The following is a 24,033-nucleotide window of genomic DNA, read 5'->3' on the forward strand; positions in this document are numbered from 1 at the left end:
AAGCGGGCGTTCGGTACACACGCCCCATCCCGTAACCAGTCCGTCACTCGGACCCATCTTGTGTGAATGTGGAGGTCTCGTGCACAATTCGTGAGCGCCGGCTGGGGAGACGGCGTTCCTTCACACCCGGAGCGTGACGTGCACGACCTCGTGGAACCGCGCTCCGCGGCGTACGGCAGAGGCCACCGCGGGGCCCGGCACGCGCCCCGGCGGGCGCACGCGGCAAGCGACTTCACCGGCGGGCGGCCGCGGCTGGTCGTGCTGATACCCGCGCACAACGAGGAAGACCGCATCGGGGCGGCCATCGAGGGGCTGTACGCGCAGACATGGCGCCCCGACCTGGTCGTCGTGGTCGCCGACAACTGCACGGACGCCACGGAGGAGACGGCCCGTGGGCGGGGCGCGGAGGTCTTCCGTACCGCGGGGAACACGCACAAGAAAGCGGGGGCGCTGAACCAGGCCATCGCGTGGGTGCTGCCGCATCTGGCCGACCACGACCTGGTGCTGGTGCAGGACGCCGACACCGTACTGGAACCGGACTTCGTGGAGACGGCGACCGGGACCTTCAACCGCAAGGTCGGCGCGGTCGGCGGGGTGTTCTACGGCGAACAGGGCGGCGGGCTGCTCGGGTTGCTGCAGCGGATGGAGTTCCACCGCTACGCGTGGGAGATCGAGCGCAACGGCGGGAAGGCGTCGGTCCTCACCGGCACCGGGACCATGTTCCGGGCGCGGGTGCTGCGGGAGATACGGGCGGCGCGCCGCGCGGGCCGGATCGGCGGCGGCGACAGCTACTACAGCCTGGCCTCGCTCACCGAGGACGACGAGATCACCAAGGCCGTCAAGACGCTCGGCTACCGCACGATGTCGCCCGCCGAGTGCGCCGTGACGACCGAGGTCATGACGACGCTGCCCAAGCTGTGGCACCAGCGGATGCGGTGGCAGCGCGGCGCCCTGGAGAACCTGCGGGACTACGGGTGGACGCGGGTGACGGCGCGCTACTTCCTCCAGCAGTTCATGATGGGCTTCGGCGCGCTCAGCTTCGCCGTCTACCTCGCCTTCATGGCGCTCACCCTGACCACCTACGGCTGGCCGGGCCTGTCGCCGTTCTGGACCGCGATCGGCCTCATCTTCCTGGCCGAGAAGGTCGTCTCGGTGCGCCGGGCCGGGCCGCGTGCGGTCGTCGTGGCCGTCCTCATGGTGCCGGAGATGCTCTACGACCTGTTCCAGCACGCCGTGTACTTCGTCTCGCTGTGGGGGCTGTTCCGCCGCAGCGAGGAGAAGTGGGTGGCCACGTAACGCCGTTCGCCGCCCGGACCGGCACCCGCACTTCCCCCCACGCCTCGTACCACCCGATCCACCACCACCTCTGAGGAGACAACGCGCATGTACGGAAGAGTCATAGGCGCCGGCACCACCGGCACCGCGGGGGCCACCCTGGCCGCCACCGGCGTGTGGCTGAACAGCATGGCCATGTTCGTCGCCGCGACCACCCTGGTCGCCGCCGGCCTGGCCCTCTACAAGCTGGCCCCGCGCCGCCGCACCCGCTGACCCGCGGCCCCGCCCGCTCAGCCCGCCTTGCCCAGCGCGGTGCGCGTCATCAGGCTGGCCAGGGCCGAGCGGGAGGGGATGCCGCACTTGCGGTAGATGGCGGACAGGTGGGTCTCGACGGTACGGCGGCTGAGCCAGAGGCGGGCGGCGATGGCCTGGTTGCTCAGGCCCTCGGCGATGAGGGTGGCCACCTCCAGCTCGCGGGCCGTCAGGTCGGCCAACTCCGGTGGTACGACGGGGGCTTCGGCGACGAGTTGGGGCCGGACCAGCTCGGCGAGGTCGACGAGGAGGCGGGCGCCGCCGTCGGTGGCGAGGCGGTGGGCGCGCTGCCACATCACGGCGGCGCGCGGCCCCTGCCCGGCGCGCTGGACCAGGGGGACCGCGCGCAGCAGGGCGTACGCCTCCCACAGGGGCAGGCCGTGGCGGGCGTGCTCGTCGATGACGGCGTCCAGGAGGCGGACGGCCTCGTCGGTGTCGCCGCGGTGCTCGGCCAGTGTCGCGGCGGCACGCAGAGCGGCGGCGCGCTGGCCGCTGAGGCCCAGCAGGTCCGCCTCGCGGGCGGCTTGGGCGGCCCAGCGCTCGGCCTGGGGGAGATCGCCCGTGGACAGGGCCGCGTTGACGAGGGTGTCGAGCTGGGCGGGGCGGATCGACGGCTGCAGCAGCGGCAGTTCGGGGCCGCCGCCCGCGCTGACGATGGCCTCGCGGGCGCGGTGCGGATCGCCGCTCAGGAAGGCGGCGTGGCCGAGCATGCACCAGGCCAGGGCCGCCCACCAGCCCTTGCTGCCACCGGCCGCCGCGACGGCCTCCTCGCCGGTCGCCAGCGCGCTCCCGTCGCCCAGCGGGCGGGCCAGGATCAGGATCAGCGTCTTGATGGCGAGCGTGAACGCCAGCAGGTCGCCGCTGCCGACCGCGCGGGCGATGGACTCCGCCTCCTCGGCCGACTCCAGCGCGGACGGCAGCCGGCAGGTGTTGAGATGGACCAACGCCCGGCTGGTCAACAGATGCGGCAGCACCAGGAGTTGACCGCTGCGGCGGGCGATGTCCAGACCGCGGGTGAGGTGCCGCTCCGCGTCGGCGTACCGCTCCAGCAGGGCCTCCGCCCAGGCCAGCCAGACCAGCGACTCGCACAGGTCGGTCAGGCTCGGGTCGATCAGCGCGTCCGCCAGGTCGCGGGCCGCGTCGGCGTACCGCGCCGCGTCCTCGGTCCTGCCCTCGTACGCCTCACCCAGCGCCGCCAGCGCCAGCGCCGCGGCCTCGCCCGTGGCGTCACCGGTGGACTCGCTGTGCGCGCGGGCCGCGTCGAGCGCCCGCGCCACATCCGCCCGCACCTCGGGGTAGGACGCGGTCAGCAGCGCCGACATGCCCAGGGCGAGCCCGAGGGGGACCGCCTGGCCGGGCGGCGGGCCCGGGGTGCGGGACAGCTCCCGGCGCAGCAGCGCGGTGGCTTCCGGGGAGTGCCCGAGGTGGCGTTCCATGACGGCGCACTGGGCGATGGCCTCGGCCCGCAGCTCGGGGTGACCGCCCGCCTCCAGGGTGCCGATCAGGGTGTGCAGCAACTCCCGGCTCTCCCGCGGGCTCCCGCTGACCCCGAGCGCGCGGGCACGGGCCAGGACCAGTTCGCCGCGCCGCCGCGCGTGCTCCGCGGTGTCCGGCATACGGGTCAGGACGACATCGAGCAGATGGGCGGCGGTGGCGGGCGCGGTGGACGCCAACTGGGCGGCGGCCTCGGTCAGTACGTCCGCCGCCTCCGGGTCCCATCCGGTGAACGCGTGCTCCACGTGATGGGCGCGCTCGGCGGCGGAGGCGCCGCCGCGGGCCAGCTCGCGGGCGGCCCTGCGGTGCACCTCGGCGCGCTGCCCGGCCGGGGCGTTCTCGTACACCAGTGCCCGCATCAGGGGGTGGCGCAGCGCCCAGCGGCCGCCGGGGCCGAGCCGCAGCAGGTCCCGCCGGGCGAGGGCGGCGGTGTGCTCCTCGACCTCGGGGGCCGCGGTGTCGGTCGCCACCGCCAGCATCGCCGGGGTGGCGTGGTCGCCGAGCGCCGCGACCGCCTCCACGACACGGCGCTGCGGGTCGGTCAGCGTGGTCAACTCGTCCAGCAGCAGCGACGCGAGGCCGCTCGGGACGCCCAGCGCGGCGGCGGCGTCGGCGCTCATACGAGGGCCGCCGCCCGCGTGTGCGGTGAGGGGGTGCGGCGGCGATTCGCCGCGGTACGCATGCAGCAGCGACAGCAGATACAGCGGGTTGCCCTCGCTGGCGGCGTACAGCCGCTTGGCCTGGTCCGGGGGAAGGTCGGCGGCGAGCGCCAGGACGGACTCCTGCTCGGGCAGCGGCTCCAGCGCGACATGGAGTACGGCGCCGCTGTCGGCGCCCCGGGCGAGCGTGGCGGTCAGGGAGGTGGGTGTCTGCCGTCCCCTGCGGGCCACGACCAGCAGCACCCGGCTGTGCGCGGGGTGGCGGATCAGATGGTCGACCAGCTCCCGGGAGGCCGGATCGGCCCAGTGCAGGTCGTCGACGGCGAGCACCAGACCGCCGCCCTCACCGAGGCGGGAGAGCAGCGCGGCCATCGCGCGGTGCAGGCCGAAGCGGGTGGCACCGTCGTGGTCGGCGCCGTGGCGGTCGGCGAACTCGGCCCCGTCGCCGCCGGACGCGCCCTGCGCCGTACGCAGTCCGTGCAGCACCGCGTCCGCCTCCGCCAGCAGCGGATCCGCGTCCAGCGTGCCGGGTGCGACATCGGCAAGGGCGTCGGCGAACGCCTGGAAAGGGATGTGCTGTTCGTACTCCGTGGCCCGGCCCCGCAGCACCGTGAACCCGGCCTTCCGCGCCCGCGCGCACACCTCGCCCAGCAACCGGCTCTTCCCGATGCCGGGTTCGCCCGCGATGTCGACGGCGGTCGGGGCGTCCGGCCGGTCGAGACCGGCGAGCACCGCGTCCAGCCGGGCCAACTCCGCCGCCCTGCCGACCAGTTCGCCCACCCCGAAGAGTGCGCCGCGGCCCCGGCCCTGCTCCCCGCTCGCGTCCCGTACCGGCATCCTGTGCGCCCCGTCTGTCGGTCTTTGTCGCTCTCACCCTAGCCAGGGACTACGACAGCCGCGCCGACGGTTCCCCGGGGGCCGCGCCCCGCGTAGCCGGGTGACGGGAACGCGTAGTTCTACGGATATCGGGGTCCCGGCGCCTGTGGCAGCGTCGACACGCACGATCCGTACGAGGAGGACAACCGCATGACGACTCGGCCACCGGATGACGCCGCACTTACCGATGTGCCGGACGACGACCACGAGGACCATGACGACCACGAGGGCGACGACGGCACGGACCTGCTGCCCTGGGTGGTGGTCAGTCCCGACAACTCGGCGATCACCGGCCCGCTGATCAAGGGCGCCCCCCTCATCCTCATCGGGGCGATCCGCATGGGCGTGATGATGGCCAGGGGGAAGGGCACCTCGTCCGGGTCGGGCCCGCTGGGGCTGGTGGTCGGGTTGCTGGCCGTCGCGCTGCCGCTGCTGTGGGTCGCGGGGCTGAGCGGACTGCGGCTGATGAACGCCGAGATCCGCCTGGAGGACGGCGTCCTGACCGTACGGGACATCTGGCACCGGCGGCGCCTGAGCGCCCCGATCGCCGCGATCACCGGAGTGCACACGATGCGGATACCGGTCGACGGCGAGCACACGACCCGGGTCATCGTCACCGCGGCGAACCAGCGGCCCGTGGTGATCAACCCGCGGTTGTGGAAGGCGGCCGAACTCAACCAGCTGTGGCAGGCGTTGGGGCTGCCGGTCAGGGACCACGGCTTCCTGGCCTGGCCGGTGCTGCGGATGCGCTTCCCCGGCGTCCGGGTGCCGTGGCGGCAGGTCCACTACGTGATCTTCACGCTGCTGATCGTGCTCGGCGCGATCGCGTACATCGCCCTGATCGTGAACCTGCCGTTCCTGCTCTGACCTCGACCTCGGCCTTCTACGGCACGTCCGGGAGCTACGGCACGTCCGGGAGCGGCGGGACGATCGCGTCGGGCACGTGGGAGATCACCGGCGGGCGGACCGCGTAGACGGCGCTGGCGCGGGCGGTGGGCGCCAGGTCGTGGTGGACCTTGCGGGCGACGGCCTCGACGGTGCCGATGCCGTAGTCCATCGAGCTGTTGTCCTGGGACAGGACGACCAGGGCGTAGTCGTGGCCGCCGCCGGTGAAGGCGCCGACGCTGTTGATCCGCCAGCCGTGGGTGGCGCGGGACAGCCAGCCGTTCTTGACGTGGACGGTGACGCCGACGGGGGCGCCGGTCGGGACACCCCAACGCTGGCCTGAGATCACCCTGTTCATCAGGCCGAGCGCGTAGCCGCGGGAAGCCGGGGTGAGGACGGTGTTGTCCGAGGTGAGCAGCGCCATCAGCTTGAGCTGGTCGCCCGCGGTGATCTGGGTGAGGCCCCAGTAGCCGTCCGCGCCCGGCGTGGTCTGCGTCATGCCCGCCAGGCTGAGGAAGTGCTTGATCCTGGTGACGCCGAGCTGCGACCACAGGGCGGTCGTGGCGGCGTTGTCCGACCTGGTGATCATCGCGGTGGTCAGACTCACCTCGCGCGAGGTCAGCTGGCGGTGCGACTCCTGGGCCTGCCGCAGCAGCGAGCCGAGGACGGTCACCTTGACGACGCTCGCGGAGTCGAAGTGCGCGCTCGCGTTCACCGTGCAGCGCGTGCCGGTCACCCGGTCGTAGAGGGCCACCGCCGCGGTGCTCGCCCGGGAGCTCAGGGCGGCCGTGATGTCCCTGGTCAGCGTGGCCGCGAGCCCGCCGGTCGCGGAGGTGCAGCTCACCCGCGGCGGTGTCGCCGCGGCCGCCGTGCCCGCCACCGCGAGGACCGGGGCGAGCGAGCCGACGGCTATCGCCAGCGGCAGTGCCCGGCGGGCGCCGCCGGTCGTCAGGCGTGAAAACATCGCGGATTTCCCCCTCGTCGTCCCAACTCCCTCGAACACATGACGCCTTCGCGTCCGGCAGGGTTGCACGGCACGTCACCGCGGCGGTGGACGACGTTGTCCAAGGAGGCCCGATCAAGGACGTGGTTCCCTACCATGAAGGGACGTACCGGTCAGGTGGGGCGGAAGGGGCAAAATTGTCCGTGACCTTGTCCGTGGGGTCGTGGAACATCGGGGGCGGGATTCTGGGGGAGTCCCATCAGCGGGGTGCCACACCGGAGTTGGGCCACCACATCGCACGGCTGGCGCAGGCGCGGCCCGATGTGCTGTGCCTGCAGGAAGCGCACGAGTTCCACAGCGGGCAGCGGGGCCAGGCGGCGCGGATCGCCGCGGGCACCGGGGTCAGGTGGCAGCGGACCTGGGCGGTCAGCGGCTCGCATCTGGACCCGGACGCCGATCTGAGTCTGGCGGTGCTCTCCCGGTACCCCATCACGCGGACGAGGACGGTGACGTTCCCCAACCCGGGGCTGAGCGCGACGGGTCCGCGCGGCGAGCACTGGGACATGTTCGACAAGGGGTATCTGGTCACCGAGATCGCGTTACCCCACGACGGGGGCACGACCGGTACGGCCGCTACGACCGGCACGTCCGGCCCGACCTCCGTGACCGTGGTCGACGCGCACTGCTTCCCCTTCCACTACTTCGGCACGACGGCCACCGACCCGCGCTTCACCGGCCTGTGGGCCGGCTTCGCCGACGACCTGCTGACCCTGGCCCGCTCGGGCCCGACCGTCGTGTGCGTCGACCTCAACCACGAACCCGTCGGCGACGTCCTGGGCGCCCTCTTCGACGGCGGGGTCTACGCCGCCGCGTTCAGCGACACCCCGACGACCCCCCAAGGGCTCCAGCAGGACCACATCGTCCACACCACCGCGGACCTGGCGCTCGTCGAGTCCTCCGTCGTACCGACCGAGGCGGACCACCACTACTGCCAGGCGCGGTTCGAGGTGCGCGCGGACGCTCAGCGGCAGACGACCGAGGGGGAGCGATGAAACGGTGGCTGGTCAGATTCGCGGAGAACATCGACGCGCTCGTGCCCCTGGTCCTCGGCATCGTGGTCAGCGTGCTCAGCGCGCTCGACCTGGCCTCCGCGCACCTCGTGGAGAACGCGATCCTCATCACCCTGGCGGTGCTGTCCTTCGCGCTGCTGCGCGACCGGTGGCACGAGTCGTCGGGCGACGACGCCGCACGCACCGCCTCCGCGCAGACCCTCGCGCTCATCGACGACGTACGGGGGCAGTTGGCGGTGGTCGGGAACCTCGACCGGGCGACGGCCAGCATGCACACCTCGGTGCAGGGGCTCACCACCATCAAGACCCTCAAGGGCGGCGACATCGACCGCGCCTTCTCCCAGGCGCGGCTGCACACCGACCGCTGGACGTTCAAGGGCGGTACGGGCACGTACACCCGGGCGGTCACCCTGCCGCTCTGCGTGGACGCCGCGCGCAGGGAACGGCGGGCGCTGCGGGTGCGGCTGGAGATCCTGGACCCGACCAACCGGCCGCTGTGCGAGAGCTACGCGCGCTACCGCTCCTCGCTGTCGGCAGGACCCGACGGGACGGGCGAGACCTGGACCACCGACAGGACACGCAAGGAGTCGTACGCCACGGTGCTCGCGGCCTGCTGGTACCAGCAGAACTACCAACTGCTCGACATAGGCGTCGGATTGGCGCCGACCATGTCGACCTTCCGGTTCGACCAGTCCGCGAGCCAGATCATCATCACCCAGGACGACAACGAATTCCCGGCGATGATGATATCGAGCGAGAGCCCTCTCTACGACGGCTATGCCACGGAGTTGCGCACGAGCTTCGGCCAGATCCGCCGCCTCGCGCTGGACACCGCGGTCCAGATCCAGCTCAGCGAGAGACCGACCCGTACGGAGTTGCGTCAGCTCTTCGCCCAGATCCGTGTTTCGCTACCGGAGGACTACGACGACGATGACCTCGACCAGATCATCCAGAAGGCCGTTCAGGCCCGAAATCCTTATGGCGACCCGGAATGACGGCGGTGACATGGACTGCGATCTCTCCCACGCGCGCGCTGTCGCCGTGGAGGCCGCCGAGGCCGCCGGTGATGTCGTACGGGCGCGACTCTTCCGCCATTTCGAGGTGCACGAGAAAGGCGACGCGGGCGATGTCGTGACCGAACTCGACTACGCCGCCGAGAAGGTGGTCGTGTCCCGGATCCAGGCCGCCTTCCCCGGCCATCGCGTCATCTCCGAGGAGATGGGCGGCGTGGACGGGACCGCCGACGCGCCGGACGGCGGCGGGGCGCGCTGGACCTGGCTGATCGACCCGGTCGACGGCACCAACAACGTGGTCATCGGGCTGCCCGTGCTGGCCGTCGGCATCGCGCTGTGCCGCGACGGCGTCCCCGTCGTCAGTGCCGTCCACGACCCGGTCTCCCGCAGGACCTGGTCGGCCGCCCGCGGCAGGGGCGCCTGGATCGCCACCGGCGACGCCGCGTGCCACCCGCTGCACACCCCGAAGGTCGAAGGGCACGGGCGGCGCCGACCGCTGCTGGCCTGGATCCAGGGGTACGCGGTCGGCCGCGACGACGCCACCGCGCGGGCCATGAGGGCGCTGGTCGCCGACCGCGCGCACCGGGTGCTCGACCTGTGGGCGCCGCTGACCTGCTGGACGATGCTGGCCAGAGGCGACATCGACGGCATCGTCGGCTACCGGATCGGCGAGATCGACCTGCACGCGGGCGCTCTCATCGCCATCGAAACGGGCCTGCACGTCCGCGACTTCTCTGGCGGCCCCTACGACGCGCGGCTGCACGGCCTGGGGCTGGGGCCGGGAACGGGCAGCGGCCTCGAACCGCCCGACGAGCAGAGTCTGTTGGCCGGTTCGGCGGAAATGGTCGCGGAATTGGCGGCAATGGTGCCCGTCGCCCGGCGGACGGCCGCCGGAACCGCGGGACGGACCTAGCGGATACGGCGGACAGAGAAGAAAGGGAGATCCATGGAGGGGGGACCATCGTGATCGCGGATCTCGAACGGGACATCGGCGTATGCGTCGGGGAATACGTCGGCGGCAGGAGCGAGGCTCTGGCGGACGCGCTGGCCGTGGTGGCCGGGGCGCGCGCGTTCCAGGGGCTCGTGGGGGAAATCGTCGGCGACCAGCGGCGGTTCGGGGACGTGCTCGAGCGGTCGGTCTGGCATCCCAACGGATTCGCCAAGATCGTGCTGCTCGACGCCCCCGAATACCGGCTCAGACTCCACGTCTGGCGCAGGACGGCGGCGATTCCCGTCGTCGTCCAGGAGAACGTGCACAATCACCGCTGGGACTTCGCCACCGCCATCCTCGCGGGCGGCTACCGGCACCAGGAGTTCCACGCCTACGGAATCCCGGGCGAGGGGGGCGGTGGCGGGGGTGACGGCGGTGACGGCGGTGACGGCTTCTACGGATACCGCTATGAATCCGCCAAGGACCGTACCGCGTACACCCTTTCGCCCTTCGGCCGGCAGCGGCTCACCCGGGTCTTCGACGCCTATCTCTCGCAGGGCTCCCGCTACACCCTGTCGAGCGTCGTCCTGCACAAGGTGGTGCCCGATGTGACCCAGCCCGCGGTGAGCCTGGTGCTGGAAGGGCCGCACCAGCCCACCACGGTCGAGGTCTTCGCCGCCGAGGAGATCGGTCCCGGCACCGCCACCCCCCACACCCGGCTCACCCCGGAGTCCCTGATGCGGCAGTTGAGCGCGGTCGCGGCCCTGCCCGCCTTCGCCTACAGCCACTGAGGCGGGCTTGGGGCGGCTCACCGCTCAGACGTCCCGGCGGCGCACGACCACGAGCGTGACGACGACCGAGACGAGCGCCCACGCGCCCAGCACGATCCACGACTCCGTGACCGACGGCGGGTACTTGCCGAAGGTCGTGTGCGAGTGCGGGTTCACGATCAGCCGTTCCATCGCGCTCACCGGCAGGCAGTGGCCCATCTCGCTGAGCAGCTTGTAGCGGTCGCCGCCGAAGAGCAGCGGGACGATGAAGAGCAGCGCCACCACACCCACGATCGATGCGGTGGCGTGCCGGGTCACCGCGCCGAACGCCATCCCGATGAGCGCGCAGACCGGGACGATCAGCGCGTACGCGGCGACGGCCCGCAGACAGCCCGCGTCATGGATGGACAGGCCGACATGGCGGGAGGCCAGCATCGCGTTGGTGACGAAGAAGGAGCACGTCGACACGACCGTCCCCAGCACCGTGGTGATCACCGTGATGAGGACGACCTTGGCCGCCATCACCGCGTTCCTGTCGGGCACGGCCGACAGCGTCGTACGGATCATGCCCGTCGCGTACTCGCCGAAGACCGTGATCGCGCCGATGCTGGCCGCCGCGAGCAGCATCAGATAGCCGGAGATGCTGCTCAGGCCGTGGTAGAGCGGGTCGTAGACCCAGACTTCGGGGTGCGGCCCCTGCCGGGGGTGCGGCTGGTCGATGTACGGGAGGTCGGCGCGCACGGCGTTCACATTGATCCCGATACCGACCAGGGCGCTCAGCAGCAGCACCCAGTAGGTCGAGCGCAGCGACCGCAGTTTGATCCACTCCGAGGCCAGCAGGTCCGTGAAGCGTGCGGGGGGTTCGGGGGTGGGTGCGATGGGGGCGGTGCGGGCGGTGTCACGGGCCGGGGTGGTTGCGCCGGTTGCGCTCGTCGTGCTCATCGGGTGGCCGCCTCTCCTGCGGTGTATTCGACGCTGTCGGCGGTCAGTTCCATGAAGGCCGTCTCCAACGAGGAGGTCTGGGTGGCCATTTCGTGCAGCAGGATCCGGTGCTCGTGGGCGAGTTCGCCGATCCTCGCGGCGGGCAGACCGCTGACGTAGACCGTCGTGTCGGTCTCGCGCCGCACGGCCACCGCGTCCCCCTCGGCCAGCAGCACGGGGACGAACACCGCCAGCTCCGGCGACTCCACCCGGACGCTCGGCCGGGCGCTGCGGGCGGCGAACTCGTCCAGCCGCTCGTCCGCGATCAACTTGCCGCGGCCAACCACGATGAGCCGCTCCGCGGTGTGCTCCATCTCGCCCATCATGTGGCTGGAGACGAAGACCGTACGGCCCTCCGCCGCCAGCCGCCGGAACAGGCCCCGCACCCACAACACACCCTCCGGGTCGAGGCCGTTGAGCGGCTCGTCGAAGAGGAGGACCGGCGGGTCGCCGAGCAGGGCGGCCGCGATGCCGAGCCGCTGCTTCATCCCCAGCGAGAACCCGCCGATCCGCCGCCGCGCCGCACCGGCGAGCCCCACCTCCTGCAGCACCTCGTCCACCCGCCGCAGCGGGATGCGGTTGCCGCGGGCCAGGGCCGACAGATGCGCCACCGGGCTGCGCCCGCCGTGCACGTCCTGCGCGTCCAGCAGCGCGCCCACGTGCCGCAGCCCGCGCGGTCGCGTCCCGAACGGCACCCCGTCGACCGTCACCGCCCCGCTGGTGGGCTCGTTGAGGCCGAGGATCAGGCGGAGAGTGGTCGACTTGCCCGCGCCGTTCGGCCCGAGGAACCCCGTGACGGTGCCGGGGCGCACCGTGAAGGACAGGTCGTTGACGGCCACGGTGTCGCCGTAGCGCTTGGTCAGCTGGGTGGCTTCGATCATGGGGTCCACGGTGCCGGTCCCGTGCCCCGTGCCACATCAGGCCGTCGGCGACATTCGGCGGGCGAGGACCTAGCCCACGGGACTACGACCGCGGGCCAATGTGCGGGCGCGGGAGCTGCACTTACGATCAGGGGATGGCCGAGACCGTCACTCCCCGCACCCCGGTGCTCAAGCGGCTGCCGCCCGGTGTGTGGGTGGGCACCATCTGGCTGACGATCATCCTCGTGCGCTGGCTCCAGCGGCCCGACGAGCCCAGCCAACTCGTCAACTTCGACGGCAACATGGAGGACGGCGCGCTTCTCGTGACGGCCGTGGTGAGCACCGCCGTCACCCTGCTGATGTTCCGGCTGCCGCTGGTGGCCCTGGCGGTGGCGCTCGCCGGCTATCTCGCCGCTCTGCCCCTGTGGGTCATCGAGGCACCCGTCGTGCAGTTCCTGCTGGCGGACGTGGTGGTGGGGTACACCACCGCGACCCGCTCGCGCCGCTGGTCGGTGCCCGCCCTGCTGATGCCGTTCGCCGTGCTCGCGGCCGAGGTGGTCTGGCGGATGGCGCAGTCGTACCGGACCGGTCTCGCGGTGCAGGGCGCGATGGCGTCGACGACCGTCATCGCCTGGCTGATCGGCAACACCCTCCGGCAGAGCCGCGCGCACGCCGAGGCGTTGCAGTCCCGCGCCACCGAACAGGCGGTCACCGCCGAGCGGTTGCGGATCGCCCGCGAACTGCACGACAGCGTCGCCCACAGCATCGGCATCATCGCCATCCAGGCCGGTGTCGGCAGCCGCGTGATGGACACCCAGCCCGCCGAGACCCGTAAATCCCTCGACGCCATCGAGGCCACCAGCCGCGAGACCCTGGCCGGGCTGCGGCGGCTGCTCGGCGCGATGCGGCAGTCGGACGGGGACGGTGCGCCGCTGGACCCGGCGCCGGGCCTCGCCGACGTGGAGCGGCTGGTCGCCACGACGGGCGACGCGGGCGTACGGGTCGACGTCCGCTGGCGGGGCGCGCGGCGGCCGCTGCCCGCCGACATCGACCTGTCCGCCTTCCGCATCATCCAGGAGGCGGTCACCAACGTCGTCCGGCACTCCGGCACCCGCGACTGCAGCGTGACCGTCGACTACCGCGACGAGGACGTGTCGATCGAGGTGATCGACCTGGGGTGCGGCATCACCGACACCACCCCCGGCTACGGCATCGTCGGCATGCGCGAGCGGGTCACCATGCTGCACGGCGACTTCAGCGCGGGCCCGCGCCCCGAGGGCGGCTTCCGCGTCGCCGCCCGGCTGCCGGTGCCTTTGCCGGTGGAGGACGGGGCGGTGCTCGTACGGTGAGCGGCGGATCTCTTGCCCCGGGGAAGTACGCGCGGGTGGAGCGCGAGCGGCGGTTCCTGATGGCCGGGCCGCCGGCGCCGGAGGAGGTCACGGCCACCCGGGTGATCACCGATCGGTACCTGGTGGGGACGCGGCTGCGGCTGCGGCGGGTCGACTTTCCGGACGGCGGCGGCAGTCAGCTCAAGCTCACGCAGAAGGTGCCGGCAGCGGTGCCGTACGCCCGGGTGAGTGGTGTGCAGGGGTTGATCACCAACACCTATCTGTCGTGGGCGGAGTACGAGCTGCTCTCGACGCTTCCGGGTGAGGTGCTGGTGAAGACGCGCTTCAGCGTGCCGCCGTTGGGGGTGGACGTCTTTGGCGGGGTGCTGCGGGGGTTGGTGGTGGGGGAGGTGGAGTTCGCGGACGACGAGGAGGCGCGGGGGTTTGTGGCGCCGGGTGGGTGCGTGGCCGAGGTGACGGATGATGTCCGCTTCACCGGCGGACGTCTTGTCGTGGCCTCGCGGGAGGACCTGCTCGGGTGGCTCGCGGAGTACGGGCTGCGGCCGTAACGCTTGTTTGACGTGCGCGGTCCGCGGCGGCGGCGCACCCTTGACCCATGGACGACCCCCCGATCACGGTGCACCCGCTCACTGCCGCAGGCCGTCGCGTCACCATCCGAGGCGAGGACGTGGGCCGCGCTCACTCGATTGCCGACCTGGTCGAGTTCCTCCGCCGGGCGGGGCTGGACGACATCGAGGTCGAGCAGACGGATCTCATCGAATGGGTCGGGGGCGGGGCGGAGGTGTGGCCCTGAGCCGGGGGTCGTGGGTCGGGGGGCGGGGGCTCCGGGGGAGGGGTGGGGAATCGGATAATTACGGCGCTTCTGGTGCTTCTTTGGCGGTGCCCTCTTCCGCGCCACAAATATCCGGCAGCATTCCCCACCCCTCCCCCTGCGCCCCCGCCCCCCTCCGGTTGGTGACGTGCACTCGCCGTCGAATCTGCACGGGTGGCGCCGCGGGCGGGCGGTCGCCGGCGGCGGGTGTGCCCCACTGGGGGACCGTCAGACGAAGTCAATGCCGCACGGGTGGTGCGGGTGGGAAACACCGCGCCGTAGGCGCGGGTAGTGCCGCTAGTGGGCCGCCGGGGCCGGGGCGGGGGCGTCGGGGGCCGGGGAAGCCGGGCGCGCAGCGGCGAGCGCGGCCTCGACGCGGCGGTTGTTGGTGAGGGTCGCAGTGACGAGCGTCATGGCGAGGAGGAGCCCGGCCCCGGCGAGGAAGGGCGCGCGCAGCCCCGCGGCGGTGGCGAGCCAGCCACCGAGGAGGGCGCCGAGGGGTGCGGCGGAGACCGCGAGGAGGCGGGTGACGGCGGTGACGCGGCCGATGAGTTCCGGCGGGACGATGGACTGGCGCAAGGTGGCGCCGAGGACCATGGTGACGGACATCGCGGCGCCGAGGACGGCGAGGCAGAGGCCCGCGAGGACGGCGTCGGGGCTGAGGGCGAAGCCCAGGAGGGCGATGGCCTCGATGACCGCGGTGCAGGTGAGCGCGGTGCCGGTGCCCATGAGGGCGGTGACGCGGCCGGTGAGCCCGGAGCCGAGGAGGCCGCCGACGGCCTGGGAGGCGAGCAGCAGACCGAAGCCGGAGGACGAGATGTGCAGGCGCTCGTGGGCGAAGAGGACCATGACGCCCTCGCCGGCCATGAAGGCGATGTTCCCGACGGCAGGCCGCAGCGCCATGCCGAGCAGCAGCCGGTGCCGGAAGACGTAGGTGGCTCCGGCCCGGGCCTCCGACCACAGGCTGGCCCCGGCGACCCGCGGCGCCGGGGGCGCGGCGGGCAGCGTCCGTATCAGCGCAGCGCTCACCGCGAAGGACAGCGCGTCGGCGAGGAACGGCACCGAGCGCCCGAGAGCGAAGAGCAGGCTGCCGGCCGGCGGGCCGACGAATCCCTCGGCGGCGGAAGTGGTGCCCTGGAGGCGGGAGTTGGCCGCTCGGAGGCCGGCGGGATCGCGGTCGAGGAGCTGCGGGATGTACGCCTGCGCGGCGGTGTCGAAGAGGAGTTGGCCGGTGCCGAGGAGGAAGGCGACGCCGATGAGCAGCGGCACGCTGAGCATGCCGAGTGCGGCGGCGGCCACCGGCACCGCGAGCAGCAGGGCCCGTAGGGCGTCCACCGTCCACATGGTGCGACGCCGCTCCAGCCGGTCCACGAGCGCGCCGCCCAGCAGCCCGAACATCAGCCACGGCAGCACCGCGGTGGCCGCGACGAGGCTGAGCGTGAAGGGGTCGTGGGTGAGGCTGGCGGCGAGCAGGGGCAGGGCGGCCATGTAGACACCGTCGCCGAGTCCCGAGACGCCCGCGGCGGCCCACAACCTGCTGAAGGCGGGCGGCAGTCCGCCGGTGATGCTGGAGATTCTCAAAGTTGGGTGTCCTCGTCCGTGTTGTCCGTGTCGTTCACTGGTCCTGGGTCCTTCGGGCGGAAGAAGGCGACCGCCAGGGCGACTTCGCCCTCCTCCGGCGTCGCCGCCTCGCCCAGTTCGTCCATCAGCGCTTCCAGCCGCTCGGTGAACTCGGCGAACCGCGCCGCCCCGATGCGGGAGTGCTGCAGCCGTACGAGCCGGTGCGGGTCGGCGGGTGCCGCCTCCAGGTCGGCCAGGACGTGCCGCATCAGCACGTCCGGTGTGCCCGGGGCGGGGTCCGGCAGGCGGATGGCGCGGCTGGCCGGTGCGTAGTACCGCTCGGTCACGCCGCGCACCTTGCGGGTGCTGACCACATGGACGATCCCGGCCCGTTCCAGCAGCCGTACGTGGTAGCTCGAACTGCCCTTGAGCAGGTCGAGCTTCTGCGCGATCTGGGTGATGGTGGCCGGGCCGTCGCGGAGCAACCGGATGATCCGGTGCCGTACGAGGTTGTTGACCGCGCGCAGTTGCTCGTCGGTGGTCAGGTCGACGACCTCGGCGGTCTCGGGGGTGGGATCTTCGGGCTGCGGGGGAGTGGGTGGCGGCACGACGTAATGGTCAACGACTCTTGACCATTGTGTCAATGGGGATGTGGGTGCGGAGTTTCCGCGCTGCTCCGTCGGGCCGCCGAGCCCTGGCTCAGGTGCCGTTGACCAGCCGCATGTAGCGCACCCAGTCCCAGTTGGGGCCGGGGTCGGTGTGGTCGGTGCCCGGGACCTGGTAGTGGCCGATGATGTGGTTGCGGTCCTTGGGGATGCCGTACTTGTCGCAGATCTCGGCGGTCAGCGCGGCCGACGCGTGGTACATCGCGGTGGTGAAGTACGCGGGCTGGTCGACCCAGCCCTCGTGCTCGATGCCGATACTGCGGGTGTTGTAGTCCCAGTTGCCCGCGTGCCAGGCGACGTCGTGCTCGCGTACGCACTGGTCGATCGCGCCGTCGGCCGACCGGACGACGTAGTGCGCGGCGGCGGCGTGCGCCGGGTCCTGGAAGAGCTTGATGGTGTCGGCGAAGGTCTCCTGGGTCACGTGGATGACGACCAGGTTGATCGGGTAGGTCGAAGTGCGGTTGGACGCCGTGTAGTTGCCGGTGCTCGCGGGTGCCCAGGTGGCCCCCGGGTAGTCGACGGTCGCGGCCGACGCCCGGCCCCCGCCGCCGGTGAGGCCGCCCGCGATGCCGACGGCGGCCGCGGCGCCGAGGGCGAGTCCGCCGTGCAGCAGTGAGCGGCGGCTGAGGCTGATTCCGTCGGGGTGGCCGGATCGGGCGGACGGGGACTGCGGTCCCGACCGGCCGGGTGGGGCGAACCGGCTTTCGGCGTCGGGGTGTTGGGCGCGAACGGGGCGTTCCATGGTGGGGCTCCCTGGGGGTGTCATGGCGCGGCGGTGCCGGTGGGTACGGGCCGGTAAATGCGGACGAGTGCATGACAAATTCGCGAGGCGTGCCCATGGTGGGACCCAGGTCGGCGGCCTGCCAAGCGTTTCGCTAACTGGCAGAGGTCCACACCGGTGGCGGCGCGGTCGTACGGGGTCCGGTGCGGGTGCGGCGCCGGGTGCGGTCGATGGTCGCGTGCGCCCCCTCGTGCGCCCTCATGTGCGCGGGCGCACCCGGGGATTCCGGCTGCCACTGCCCGCTGACCGACCGTAACCATGTCACCCCCCTCCGATAACAACTGACACACACTCACATCACTACTCGGCCACGTAGCGCGCCTGCTTTAACCCGACTAGATGCTCGATGCCCGATTGGTTCTGACGTTCAACTCTTGGATTCGACTTGGAAAACGCCCCCGGCTCTATTAACGTTCGATAACGCAGCGCGGTCGTCACCACCGCCACAGAGGCGGCACCGTGCGCTTGCCGAATCCCGTCCGCGGGAACCGGGGACCCACCACATGGGGTGAATCGGGCAGCTCCCAGGCCCGTAGGAGACCTTCCTGCTCCGAACCCGTCAGCTAACCCGGTAGGCGACAAGGAAGGAAAGGAGCGCGCCCGCGTGGCGTCCAACCAGCCTGCCTACGCACCGGCCCCGCAACTCGGCACCCCAGGGGACCGGGACGATCGCGACCTGACCGAGCGCGACATGACCGAGGCGGAGCGGGCCGAGGCTTTGGCCGAGGCGCTCCGCGGCAAGCACCGTCTCCCCCGGCAGCGGGCAGTGGCCCGCGGCACCACCGTGATCGGGGTGGCCGCGATGGCCGCCGTCGGAGCGGGTGGGGTGGGCGGGGTCGCCATGGCGGCCGATGCGGCGCCCGCGCCGATCTCGCTCCCGGACGCGCCCGAGGTGCCCGAACTCCCTTCCCTGCCGCTGATTTCGGACGCGCCGGCCGCTCCCGGCCTCCCCGACGCCCCGTCAGCGCTCCAGGCCACCGATCTGCCGCGTGACCTGCTGAGCGTCGGCGAACAGGCCGCCTCCACGGACGCCACGTCCTCGGCGGCGTCCGACACCACCCCCACGAACCCGGCCCCCGAGGCTGGCGACGCACGGTCCGCCGACCCCGGTGAAGCCTTGCGTGCCCGCATCCTGGGCCAGGCCAACCAACAGCGTGACGCCGCCGCACAGGCCGAACGCGCCGCGGCCGAGCAGGCCGCCGCCGCACAGGCCGCCCGTGAGGCCGCCGCCCAGAAGGTGCGCGAACAGGCCGCGGCTGCCAAGGCCGCCGCCGAGGAGAAGGCGAAGGCCGACGCGGCCGCCGCCGCCCAGGAGGAGGCCGACCGGCTGGCCCGGCTCGCCGCCTCGTACCTCAAGCCCGTCGCCTCGTACACGCTCACCGCGGGCTTCGGCGAGGTCAGCTCGCTGTGGGCCAACACCCACACCGGCCAGGACTTCGCGGCCCCCACGGGCACCCCGGTGCACGCCATCCACACCGGCACGATCACCTCGGCGGGATGGGCGGGTTCGTACGGCTACCGCGTCGTCCTCACTCTCGCCGACGGCACCGAGCTCTGGTACTGCCACCTGTCCACGATGGTCGTCACCTCCGGCCAGGTCACCACCGGCGACACGATCGGCCGCGTCGGTGCCACGGGCAGCGTCACCGCCCCCCACCTCCACCTGGAGGTCCGCCCCGGCGGCGCGGCCCCCGTCGACCCCCTGGCGTGGCTGCACGCCCACGACATCACCGTCTGAACCGGCACCGTCCTCGTGACGGTCCTCGCACCACGGTCTGTGCCACGGACCGAGCCGGGCGCCTCCCCCTCAGCCCGGCTCGTACCCCCGTGGTCCGGCCTTCCGAACACGGCGGCCCTGGCGCACTCCCCCCCGACGCCAGGGCCGCCGGCCTGTCCGCGGCCACTCTTACGTGTCAGACGCGGTGCCAGTGCGGACGGCCGCTCTCCATCACGCACTTGATCAGGACGCCGTGGGCGTCGAGGGTGGACCGTCCGAGGTCGCGGGTGGGGCAGAACTGCCCGGCGGAGTAGCGGCGTCCGCTCGGGGAGACGATGTCTTCGCCGCTGCGGTCGCTGGTGGGTGAGGGCGGCGCGGGCTCCTGGGCGGTGGGCCGGGGCGACGTCCGCTTGGGGGTGGGCCGCGGTGTGGCGGGCGCGGCGGTGGTGTGGGTGGGTGCGGTGGTGCTGGGTGTGGTCGTGGGCGGCGCGGTGGTCGCAGGCGTGGTCGTGGGGGGCGCCGTGGTGGCGGACGCGCTCGGCGAGTCCTTGGCCTCTGACGATCCGGAGCTGCTGCAGCCCGTGGCCAGTACGGCGATCGCGACCGCCGCGCAGGCGGCGACGGCCGCCGCCCGTATCGCGGATGTCCGCCCGGTGGTCCGCCCCCCGATCCGCCCCCCGGTTCTCCGACCTCTGTGTGCCCGCTGTTCTGTACGTATGGTGCCCGGCATGCCGACGCCTCCCCTTCGATACGGCGGCGGTGCCGATGAGAGCAGGCACCGTGATGCCTATTTGACCGATAACGGTCAGCGAAGGATGTACTTTGCGCCGTACTGGCGGAAAAAGAACGATCGGAAGGCGAATCCGACGCCTTCCGACCGTATATGGGGTCTCGCCGCGCCTTAGATCGAGCGCCGTCCGGAGATCGCCCAGGACGCCGCCGCCACGCCGCCGGCGACGGTGAACACCGCGGGCCACGCGCCGAGCTTCTTCGCCAGGGGGTGCGAACCGGCGAAGGCGGCCACGCAGGCACTGGTCAGGCCCACGGCGGCGGCGGCGCCCGCGCGCTCGTTCCACTCCCTGGCCGCGACGGCTCCCGCCGCCGCGAGCGTGACGCCGCCGAGCGCCCGCTTCTTCGTCCACCGGGCGACCCCGTACCCCGCGACCAGCCCACCGGCCGCCACGACACCCGCCGACATCCGCGCCATCTGATCCTCCTCGTCGGACCCGTCCCCCGGGCACTGTTCTTGGCTGTAGCTGTTCCTGGAAGTTCCTGGCTGTTCCTGGCGTCTCCGAGGCTAATCGGCCGCGCGGCGGTTGGGGGCCCGGTCCGTCAGGCGGGGCGGTGACGTCGGCCACGTCCTCCCGGTCACCCGCTCGTGGCGCCTGCCTCGTCGGCTTCGTCGGCATCCTCCGCCACGTTCGCGTGCAGCTTGTCGAGGACCCGGGTCAGTACGGTCAGCTCCTCCTCGGAGACGCCGCGCCGGAGTCGTTCGTCGAAGGCGGTCGCGGCCCTGCGCATCGCGTGGAAGGCGGCCTCGCCCGCTTCGGTGAGTTCCACCTGCTGGATACGGCGGTTGGCCGGGTCCCGGCGGCGGGCGACGAGGCCGCTGTCCTCCATCGCGTTGAGGTGGTGGGTGAGCGTGGCGCCGCGGATACCGACCGCCTCGGCGAGCTGGCGCTGGTTGCCGAGCTGCCGCGTCTTGAGCGAGATCAGGATCAGCCACGCCGGTGTCGAGCCGCCCGCGGCGACCATCGCCTCGTCGAAGGCCCTGCTCACACCCCGGGTGATACGGGCGAGGTGCAGGCCGATCGGGGCACGGACTGGTGGCGGCATACCTCGCATCGTAGCACCAACGATAGATCTCGAAGCGTTTGACATCAAATGATTAGAGATCTAACGTCGGAAGCTAGGGAAGGAGCTCGCCATGGACGGCGTCGCCGCACGGGATTTCGGTTCGGAGTTCGAGGGGAAGGTCGCCCTGGTGGCCGGGGCCAGCCGCGGTATCGGGGCGGTGACGGCCAGAGCCTTCGCCCGCGCCGGGGCCGCGGTGGTGCTCGGCGCACGGGACACGGCGGCGCTGGCGTCCGTCGTCGACGCGATCCGCGCGGAGGGCGGCCGGGCCGTCGCCGTCGCCACCGATGTGGGGGACGCCGATTCGGCCGAGCGGCTGGTGCGTACGGCGCTGGACACGTACGGCAGGCTCGACGCCGCCTTCAACAACGCCACCGACGGACCGCGGCCCGCCCCGCTCGCCGACATCGACCCCGACGACTTCGACCGGGGCATTCGTACGAACATCCGCGGGACCTTTCTCGGGATGAAGTACCAGATCCCGGCGATGCTCGAAGCCTCCGGCGGATCGGGGGGCGCGGTCGTGAACATGGCGTCCGTCGCGGGTCTGCGGGGTGTCGCCAACCTCGCCGCGTACACCGCGGGCAAGGCCGGAATCATCGCGCTGACCCAGGTCGCGGCCCTCGACTACGCCGACCAGGGCGTCCGGGTCAACGTGGTCGCCCCCGGCCCGATCCTCACCCACCACCTGGAGGCGGCCGGCGAGGTCGCGCGGTCGATGGCGGCCGAGTCCACGCCCATGCGGCGGGTCGGACGCTCCGAGGAGGTCGCCGCGGCCGTGCTGTGGCTCTGCTCCGAGCGGTCGTCGTACGTGACCGGGACCGTACTGCCCATCGACGGCGGCCAGTTCGCGGGCGTCAAGCCGCCGCAGATGTACCGGCAGGGGCGGCCGATGGAGCGTCCCGCGTCGACCTGACATCCACTCGCTCACGACCTGTGCAGGAGGAACGATGAACACCACCACCACCGCCACCATCGTCGAGCAGGTGCGGGACTTCGGCGCCCGCTGGGCCGCCGCCGAACTCGGCGGCGACACCGAGACGTTGGCGTCGCTCGCGGTCGACGACTTCACCCTCGTCGGCCCGCTCGGCTTCGTCCTCACCCGTGAGCAGTGGCTCGACCGCTACCGCGGCGGGGACCTCGTCACCCACCAACTGAGCTGGGAGGCGGCCGACATCAGGTCGTACGGGGGCGGCGGGACCGCGATCGTCATCGGCGTCATGGAGCAGCGGGCCGCGTACCGGGGCAATCCCGCGGACGGGCGGTTCCGCGTCACGCAGGTGCTGGCGCGGGGTTCCGGCACCGAGCCGTGGCGGCTGGCGGGGCTGCACCTCAGCCCGATCGCGGATCCGGGGCGGCCCGCCGCCGAAGGAGGCGCGCGATGAGCGTGGAGCTGAACCACACCATCGTCCGGGTCCGGGACAAGCACGCGGGCGCCGCCTTCCTGGCGGGCATCCTGGGCCTGCGAACGGGCGCGGAGTTCGGCCCCTTCGTCCCGCTCACGCTCGGCAACGGCGTCAGCCTCGATTACCTGGAGTACCGCGACCCGGCCGACTTCCGGCCGCAGCACTACGCGTTCCTCGTCGACGAGGCGGAGTTCGACGCGGCGTTCGGCCGCATAAGGGAGGCCGGTATCGAGTTCTACGCCGACCCCGGCCACCAGGTGCCGCACGAGATCAACCGGCGGTGGGGCGGGCGCGGCGTCTACTTCGAGGACCCCGACGGGCACAACATGGAGTTGCTGACGCGCGCGCCGTGAGGGGGTGCGTACGGCGCGACCGTACGAGGTGGGGTGGGTGGGCGTGGACCGCGATTCGCGCGGGGGGCTCGGGGAGCTCGGCGAGCTCGGGGGGCTGTTCGTGGGGCTCTGCACCCTCGACGTCATCCAGCTCGTGGACCATGTGCCCGCCCCCGACGAGAAGTTGACGGCGCTGGCCCAGACCGTCGCGGCGGGCGGTCCCGCGGCCAACGCGGCGGCCGCGTACGCCCATCTCGGCGGCGCGGCCACCCTGCTCACCGGCATCGGCCGCCACCCGCTGGCCACCGGGGTCACCGCCGACCTGGCCGCGCTGGGCGTCCGCGTCGTCGACCTCGACCCGGACCGCGCAGAACCGCCCGCCGTCTCGTCCATCCTGGTCACCGCCGGTACGGGCCAGCGCGCCGTCGCCTCCCTCAACACGGCGGGCCGCCCGCTCCCCGCCCCCACCGAGCCGACCGCCGTACGCGACCTCGCCGACCTGGTCGCCGCGGCGTCCGTCGTCGAACTCGACGGCCACCACATGGAGTTGGCCACCGCCGTGGCCCGTACCGCCCGCGCCGCCGGCCGCCTCACCCTCCTCGACGGCGGAAGCTGGAAGCCGCGCACGGCCGAGCTGCTGCCCTGGATCGACGTCGCCGTCTGCTCCGCCGACTTCCACCCGCCGGGCACCGCCACCCCGCGCGAGACGCTGGCCTTCCTCGCCGCCCACGGCGTCCCCTGGGCCGCCGTCACCCAGGGCCCCGGCCCCATCCTCTGGTCGGGCCCCGACGCCCACGGCGAACTCCCCGTACCCCCCACCGCCGACATCGCCGACACCCTGGGCGCCGGCGACATCCTCCACGGCGCCCTCGCCCACTACCTCCCACCCCGCCTCACAACCCCCGCCGACCTCCTCGCCCCCCTCACCCGCGCCTCCGCGATCGCCACCACCTCCTGCGCCTCCTTCGGCACCCGCACCTGGATGCACACCCCCTGAGTCACCGAGGCGCCCGGCGGTCAGGCTTTCCGCCGCCGACGCCGCAGCGCCCCCACGGTGCCGCTGAGCCCCATGAACAGCGTGCCCCCCAACAGCCAGCGCAGATTCGACGCACTGGGCGCGGCGTGGGGCGTGAAGAACGCCCACGACGCGGCCGCCCCGAGCAGCCCACCCGTCAGCGAAGCCCCCCAGATCACCAGGAAGACCGCCCACCCACTCCGCCCACGCATCCACTCACTCACGCGGCCATCATCAGCCCGCCCTCCGGCGGCTCACAACCCACCTCCCCCCACCCCAATCCGCCCCGCCCGCACCTCATCGACGAACACCCCCCACGCCTCGGCCGAGAACCCCAGCACGGGACCGCGGGGCTCTGCCTCGCTCGCGTCGTACTCACGGGGTGTGTCCAGTTAACGGCTGATCTTGATTGTTGGGGTTCAGTTGTTGGCCGGGGTGAGCCGGCCCTCGAAGGCGATCTGGAAGGCGTTCAGG

At 72.4% G+C, this 24,033-nt stretch carries 26 protein-coding genes and 1 riboswitch; of the genes, 15 read left to right on the forward strand and 11 right to left on the reverse strand.

Annotation, left to right across the window (positions count from 1 at the left end):
- The first annotated feature begins 252 nt into the window (after nt 1–252).
- Entirely contained in the window at nt 253–1,296 is a 1,044-nt protein-coding gene (locus AB0M29_RS38270) for a glycosyltransferase family 2 protein (protein WP_365391445.1), read from the forward strand.
- Nucleotides 1,297–1,383: 87 nt separating this feature from the next.
- Nucleotides 1,384–1,548 carry a hypothetical protein gene (locus AB0M29_RS38275; protein ID WP_365391422.1) on the forward strand — a complete coding sequence of 55 codons (165 nt, stop codon included), beginning with the start codon at nt 1,384–1,386 and terminating at the stop codon, nt 1,546–1,548.
- A gap of 17 nt (nt 1,549–1,565) precedes the next feature.
- On the opposite strand, the gene AB0M29_RS38280 is transcribed toward AB0M29_RS38275, so the two are convergent.
- The gene (locus tag AB0M29_RS38280) at nt 1,566–4,577 is read right to left on the reverse strand and encodes an AAA family ATPase (protein ID WP_365391423.1); all 3,012 of its coding nucleotides are present in this window, start codon (nt 4,575–4,577) and stop codon (nt 1,566–1,568) included.
- Between the two features lie 189 nt (nt 4,578–4,766).
- Here AB0M29_RS38280 and AB0M29_RS38285 point away from each other — a divergent pair, with 189 nt between their 5' ends.
- Entirely contained in the window at nt 4,767–5,483 is a 717-nt protein-coding gene (locus tag AB0M29_RS38285; protein WP_365391424.1) for a hypothetical protein, read from the forward strand.
- Nucleotides 5,484–5,517: 34 nt separating this feature from the next.
- Here AB0M29_RS38285 and AB0M29_RS38290 read toward each other — a convergent pair whose 3' ends face one another.
- Nucleotides 5,518–6,465, reverse strand: a complete 948-nt coding sequence (locus AB0M29_RS38290) for a serine hydrolase (RefSeq protein ID WP_365391425.1) — start codon at nt 6,463–6,465, stop codon at nt 5,518–5,520.
- A 182-nt stretch (nt 6,466–6,647) separates the two neighbouring features.
- On the opposite strand from AB0M29_RS38290, the gene AB0M29_RS38295 reads away from it, so the two are divergent.
- From AB0M29_RS38295 to AB0M29_RS38310, 4 genes are read left to right on the forward strand one after another with little or no spacing between them, the layout of a single operon-like run.
- A complete protein-coding gene (locus AB0M29_RS38295; RefSeq protein WP_365391426.1) occupies nt 6,648–7,496 on the forward strand; it encodes an endonuclease/exonuclease/phosphatase family protein in 849 nt (282 codons plus the stop codon).
- On the forward strand, nt 7,493–8,509 hold the full coding sequence (locus AB0M29_RS38300) for a hypothetical protein (RefSeq protein WP_365391427.1): 1,017 nt from the start codon (nt 7,493–7,495) through the stop codon (nt 8,507–8,509). The genes AB0M29_RS38295 and AB0M29_RS38300 overlap by 4 nt, the downstream gene beginning before the upstream one ends.
- A 10-nt stretch (nt 8,510–8,519) precedes the next feature.
- Nucleotides 8,520–9,440: an inositol monophosphatase family protein gene (locus AB0M29_RS38305; protein WP_365391428.1), complete on the forward strand. Its 921-nt coding sequence runs from the start codon at nt 8,520–8,522 to the stop codon at nt 9,438–9,440.
- 50 nt (nt 9,441–9,490) lie between these two features.
- Nucleotides 9,491–10,249, forward strand: a complete 759-nt coding sequence (locus tag AB0M29_RS38310) for a hypothetical protein (protein WP_365391429.1) — start codon at nt 9,491–9,493, stop codon at nt 10,247–10,249.
- Between the two features lie 24 nt (nt 10,250–10,273).
- On the opposite strand, the gene AB0M29_RS38315 is transcribed toward AB0M29_RS38310, so the two are convergent.
- Together AB0M29_RS38315 and AB0M29_RS38320 are read right to left on the reverse strand one after the other, a co-directional pair.
- Nucleotides 10,274–11,170, reverse strand: coding sequence for an ABC transporter permease (locus AB0M29_RS38315; protein ID WP_365391430.1), 897 nt, complete (start codon nt 11,168–11,170; stop codon nt 10,274–10,276).
- The gene (locus tag AB0M29_RS38320; RefSeq protein WP_365391431.1) at nt 11,167–12,090 is read right to left on the reverse strand and encodes an ATP-binding cassette domain-containing protein; all 924 of its coding nucleotides are present in this window, start codon (nt 12,088–12,090) and stop codon (nt 11,167–11,169) included. Before AB0M29_RS38320 ends, AB0M29_RS38315 begins: the two co-directional genes overlap by 4 nt.
- 134 nt (nt 12,091–12,224) lie before the next feature.
- On the opposite strand from AB0M29_RS38320, the gene AB0M29_RS38325 reads away from it, so the two are divergent.
- From AB0M29_RS38325 to AB0M29_RS38335, 3 genes are read left to right on the forward strand one after another with little or no spacing between them, the layout of a single operon-like run.
- On the forward strand, nt 12,225–13,418 hold the full coding sequence (locus tag AB0M29_RS38325; RefSeq protein ID WP_365391432.1) for a sensor histidine kinase: 1,194 nt from the start codon (nt 12,225–12,227) through the stop codon (nt 13,416–13,418).
- Entirely contained in the window at nt 13,415–13,966 is a 552-nt protein-coding gene (locus AB0M29_RS38330) for a hypothetical protein (protein ID WP_365391433.1), read from the forward strand. Before AB0M29_RS38325 ends, AB0M29_RS38330 begins: the two co-directional genes overlap by 4 nt.
- A gap of 47 nt (nt 13,967–14,013) precedes the next feature.
- The gene (locus tag AB0M29_RS38335) at nt 14,014–14,211 is read left to right on the forward strand and encodes a hypothetical protein (protein ID WP_365391434.1); all 198 of its coding nucleotides are present in this window, start codon (nt 14,014–14,016) and stop codon (nt 14,209–14,211) included.
- A 315-nt stretch (nt 14,212–14,526) separates the two neighbouring features.
- Here AB0M29_RS38335 and AB0M29_RS38340 read toward each other — a convergent pair whose 3' ends face one another.
- The 3 genes from AB0M29_RS38340 to AB0M29_RS38350 form a co-directional block, all read right to left on the reverse strand.
- Nucleotides 14,527–15,804, reverse strand: coding sequence for an MFS transporter (locus AB0M29_RS38340; protein WP_365391446.1), 1,278 nt, complete (start codon nt 15,802–15,804; stop codon nt 14,527–14,529).
- 2 nt (nt 15,805–15,806) lie between these two features.
- On the reverse strand, nt 15,807–16,334 hold the full coding sequence (locus AB0M29_RS38345) for a helix-turn-helix domain-containing protein (protein WP_365391447.1): 528 nt from the start codon (nt 16,332–16,334) through the stop codon (nt 15,807–15,809).
- Nucleotides 16,335–16,488: 154 nt separating this feature from the next.
- Entirely contained in the window at nt 16,489–17,196 is a 708-nt protein-coding gene (locus tag AB0M29_RS38350) for an N-acetylmuramoyl-L-alanine amidase (protein WP_365391435.1), read from the reverse strand.
- A gap of 495 nt (nt 17,197–17,691) precedes the next feature.
- A riboswitch (cyclic di-AMP (ydaO/yuaA leader) is annotated at nt 17,692–17,828 on the forward strand.
- Between the two features lie 11 nt (nt 17,829–17,839).
- Between AB0M29_RS38350 and AB0M29_RS38355 the strand changes: the two genes are divergently transcribed.
- Complete coding sequence (locus tag AB0M29_RS38355; protein ID WP_365391436.1) at nt 17,840–18,973, forward strand: M23 family metallopeptidase; 1,134 nt, start codon at nt 17,840–17,842, stop codon at nt 18,971–18,973.
- Between the two features lie 175 nt (nt 18,974–19,148).
- Here the strand turns inward: AB0M29_RS38355 and AB0M29_RS38360 are convergent, their stop codons facing one another.
- From AB0M29_RS38360 to AB0M29_RS38370, 3 genes are all read right to left on the reverse strand, one after another.
- Complete coding sequence (locus tag AB0M29_RS38360) at nt 19,149–19,682, reverse strand: hypothetical protein (RefSeq protein WP_365391437.1); 534 nt, start codon at nt 19,680–19,682, stop codon at nt 19,149–19,151.
- Nucleotides 19,683–19,853: 171 nt separating this feature from the next.
- On the reverse strand, nt 19,854–20,159 hold the full coding sequence (locus AB0M29_RS38365) for a hypothetical protein (RefSeq protein WP_365391438.1): 306 nt from the start codon (nt 20,157–20,159) through the stop codon (nt 19,854–19,856).
- Nucleotides 20,160–20,320: 161 nt separating this feature from the next.
- The gene (locus AB0M29_RS38370; protein ID WP_365391439.1) at nt 20,321–20,788 is read right to left on the reverse strand and encodes a MarR family winged helix-turn-helix transcriptional regulator; all 468 of its coding nucleotides are present in this window, start codon (nt 20,786–20,788) and stop codon (nt 20,321–20,323) included.
- A gap of 91 nt (nt 20,789–20,879) precedes the next feature.
- On the opposite strand from AB0M29_RS38370, the gene AB0M29_RS38375 reads away from it, so the two are divergent.
- The 4 genes from AB0M29_RS38375 to AB0M29_RS38390 are packed head-to-tail and all read left to right on the forward strand — an operon-like array spanning nt 20,880 to nt 23,541.
- On the forward strand, nt 20,880–21,722 hold the full coding sequence (locus AB0M29_RS38375; protein ID WP_365391440.1) for an SDR family NAD(P)-dependent oxidoreductase: 843 nt from the start codon (nt 20,880–20,882) through the stop codon (nt 21,720–21,722).
- A 34-nt stretch (nt 21,723–21,756) separates the two neighbouring features.
- The gene (locus tag AB0M29_RS38380) at nt 21,757–22,191 is read left to right on the forward strand and encodes a nuclear transport factor 2 family protein (protein ID WP_365391441.1); all 435 of its coding nucleotides are present in this window, start codon (nt 21,757–21,759) and stop codon (nt 22,189–22,191) included.
- Nucleotides 22,188–22,565, forward strand: a complete 378-nt coding sequence (locus AB0M29_RS38385) for a VOC family protein (protein WP_365391442.1) — start codon at nt 22,188–22,190, stop codon at nt 22,563–22,565. Before AB0M29_RS38380 ends, AB0M29_RS38385 begins: the two co-directional genes overlap by 4 nt.
- Nucleotides 22,566–22,608: 43 nt before the next feature.
- Nucleotides 22,609–23,541 carry a PfkB family carbohydrate kinase gene (locus AB0M29_RS38390; protein ID WP_365391443.1) on the forward strand — a complete coding sequence of 311 codons (933 nt, stop codon included), beginning with the start codon at nt 22,609–22,611 and terminating at the stop codon, nt 23,539–23,541.
- Between the two features lie 20 nt (nt 23,542–23,561).
- On the opposite strand, the gene AB0M29_RS38395 is transcribed toward AB0M29_RS38390, so the two are convergent.
- Nucleotides 23,562–23,783, reverse strand: a complete 222-nt coding sequence (locus tag AB0M29_RS38395) for a hypothetical protein (RefSeq protein ID WP_365391444.1) — start codon at nt 23,781–23,783, stop codon at nt 23,562–23,564.
- Nucleotides 23,784–24,033: the final 250 nt, after the last annotated feature.

It is taken from the genome of Streptomyces sp. NPDC051976 (genome assembly GCF_040680795.1).
In the GTDB taxonomy this organism is placed as follows: Bacteria; Actinomycetota; Actinomycetes; order Streptomycetales; family Streptomycetaceae; genus Actinacidiphila.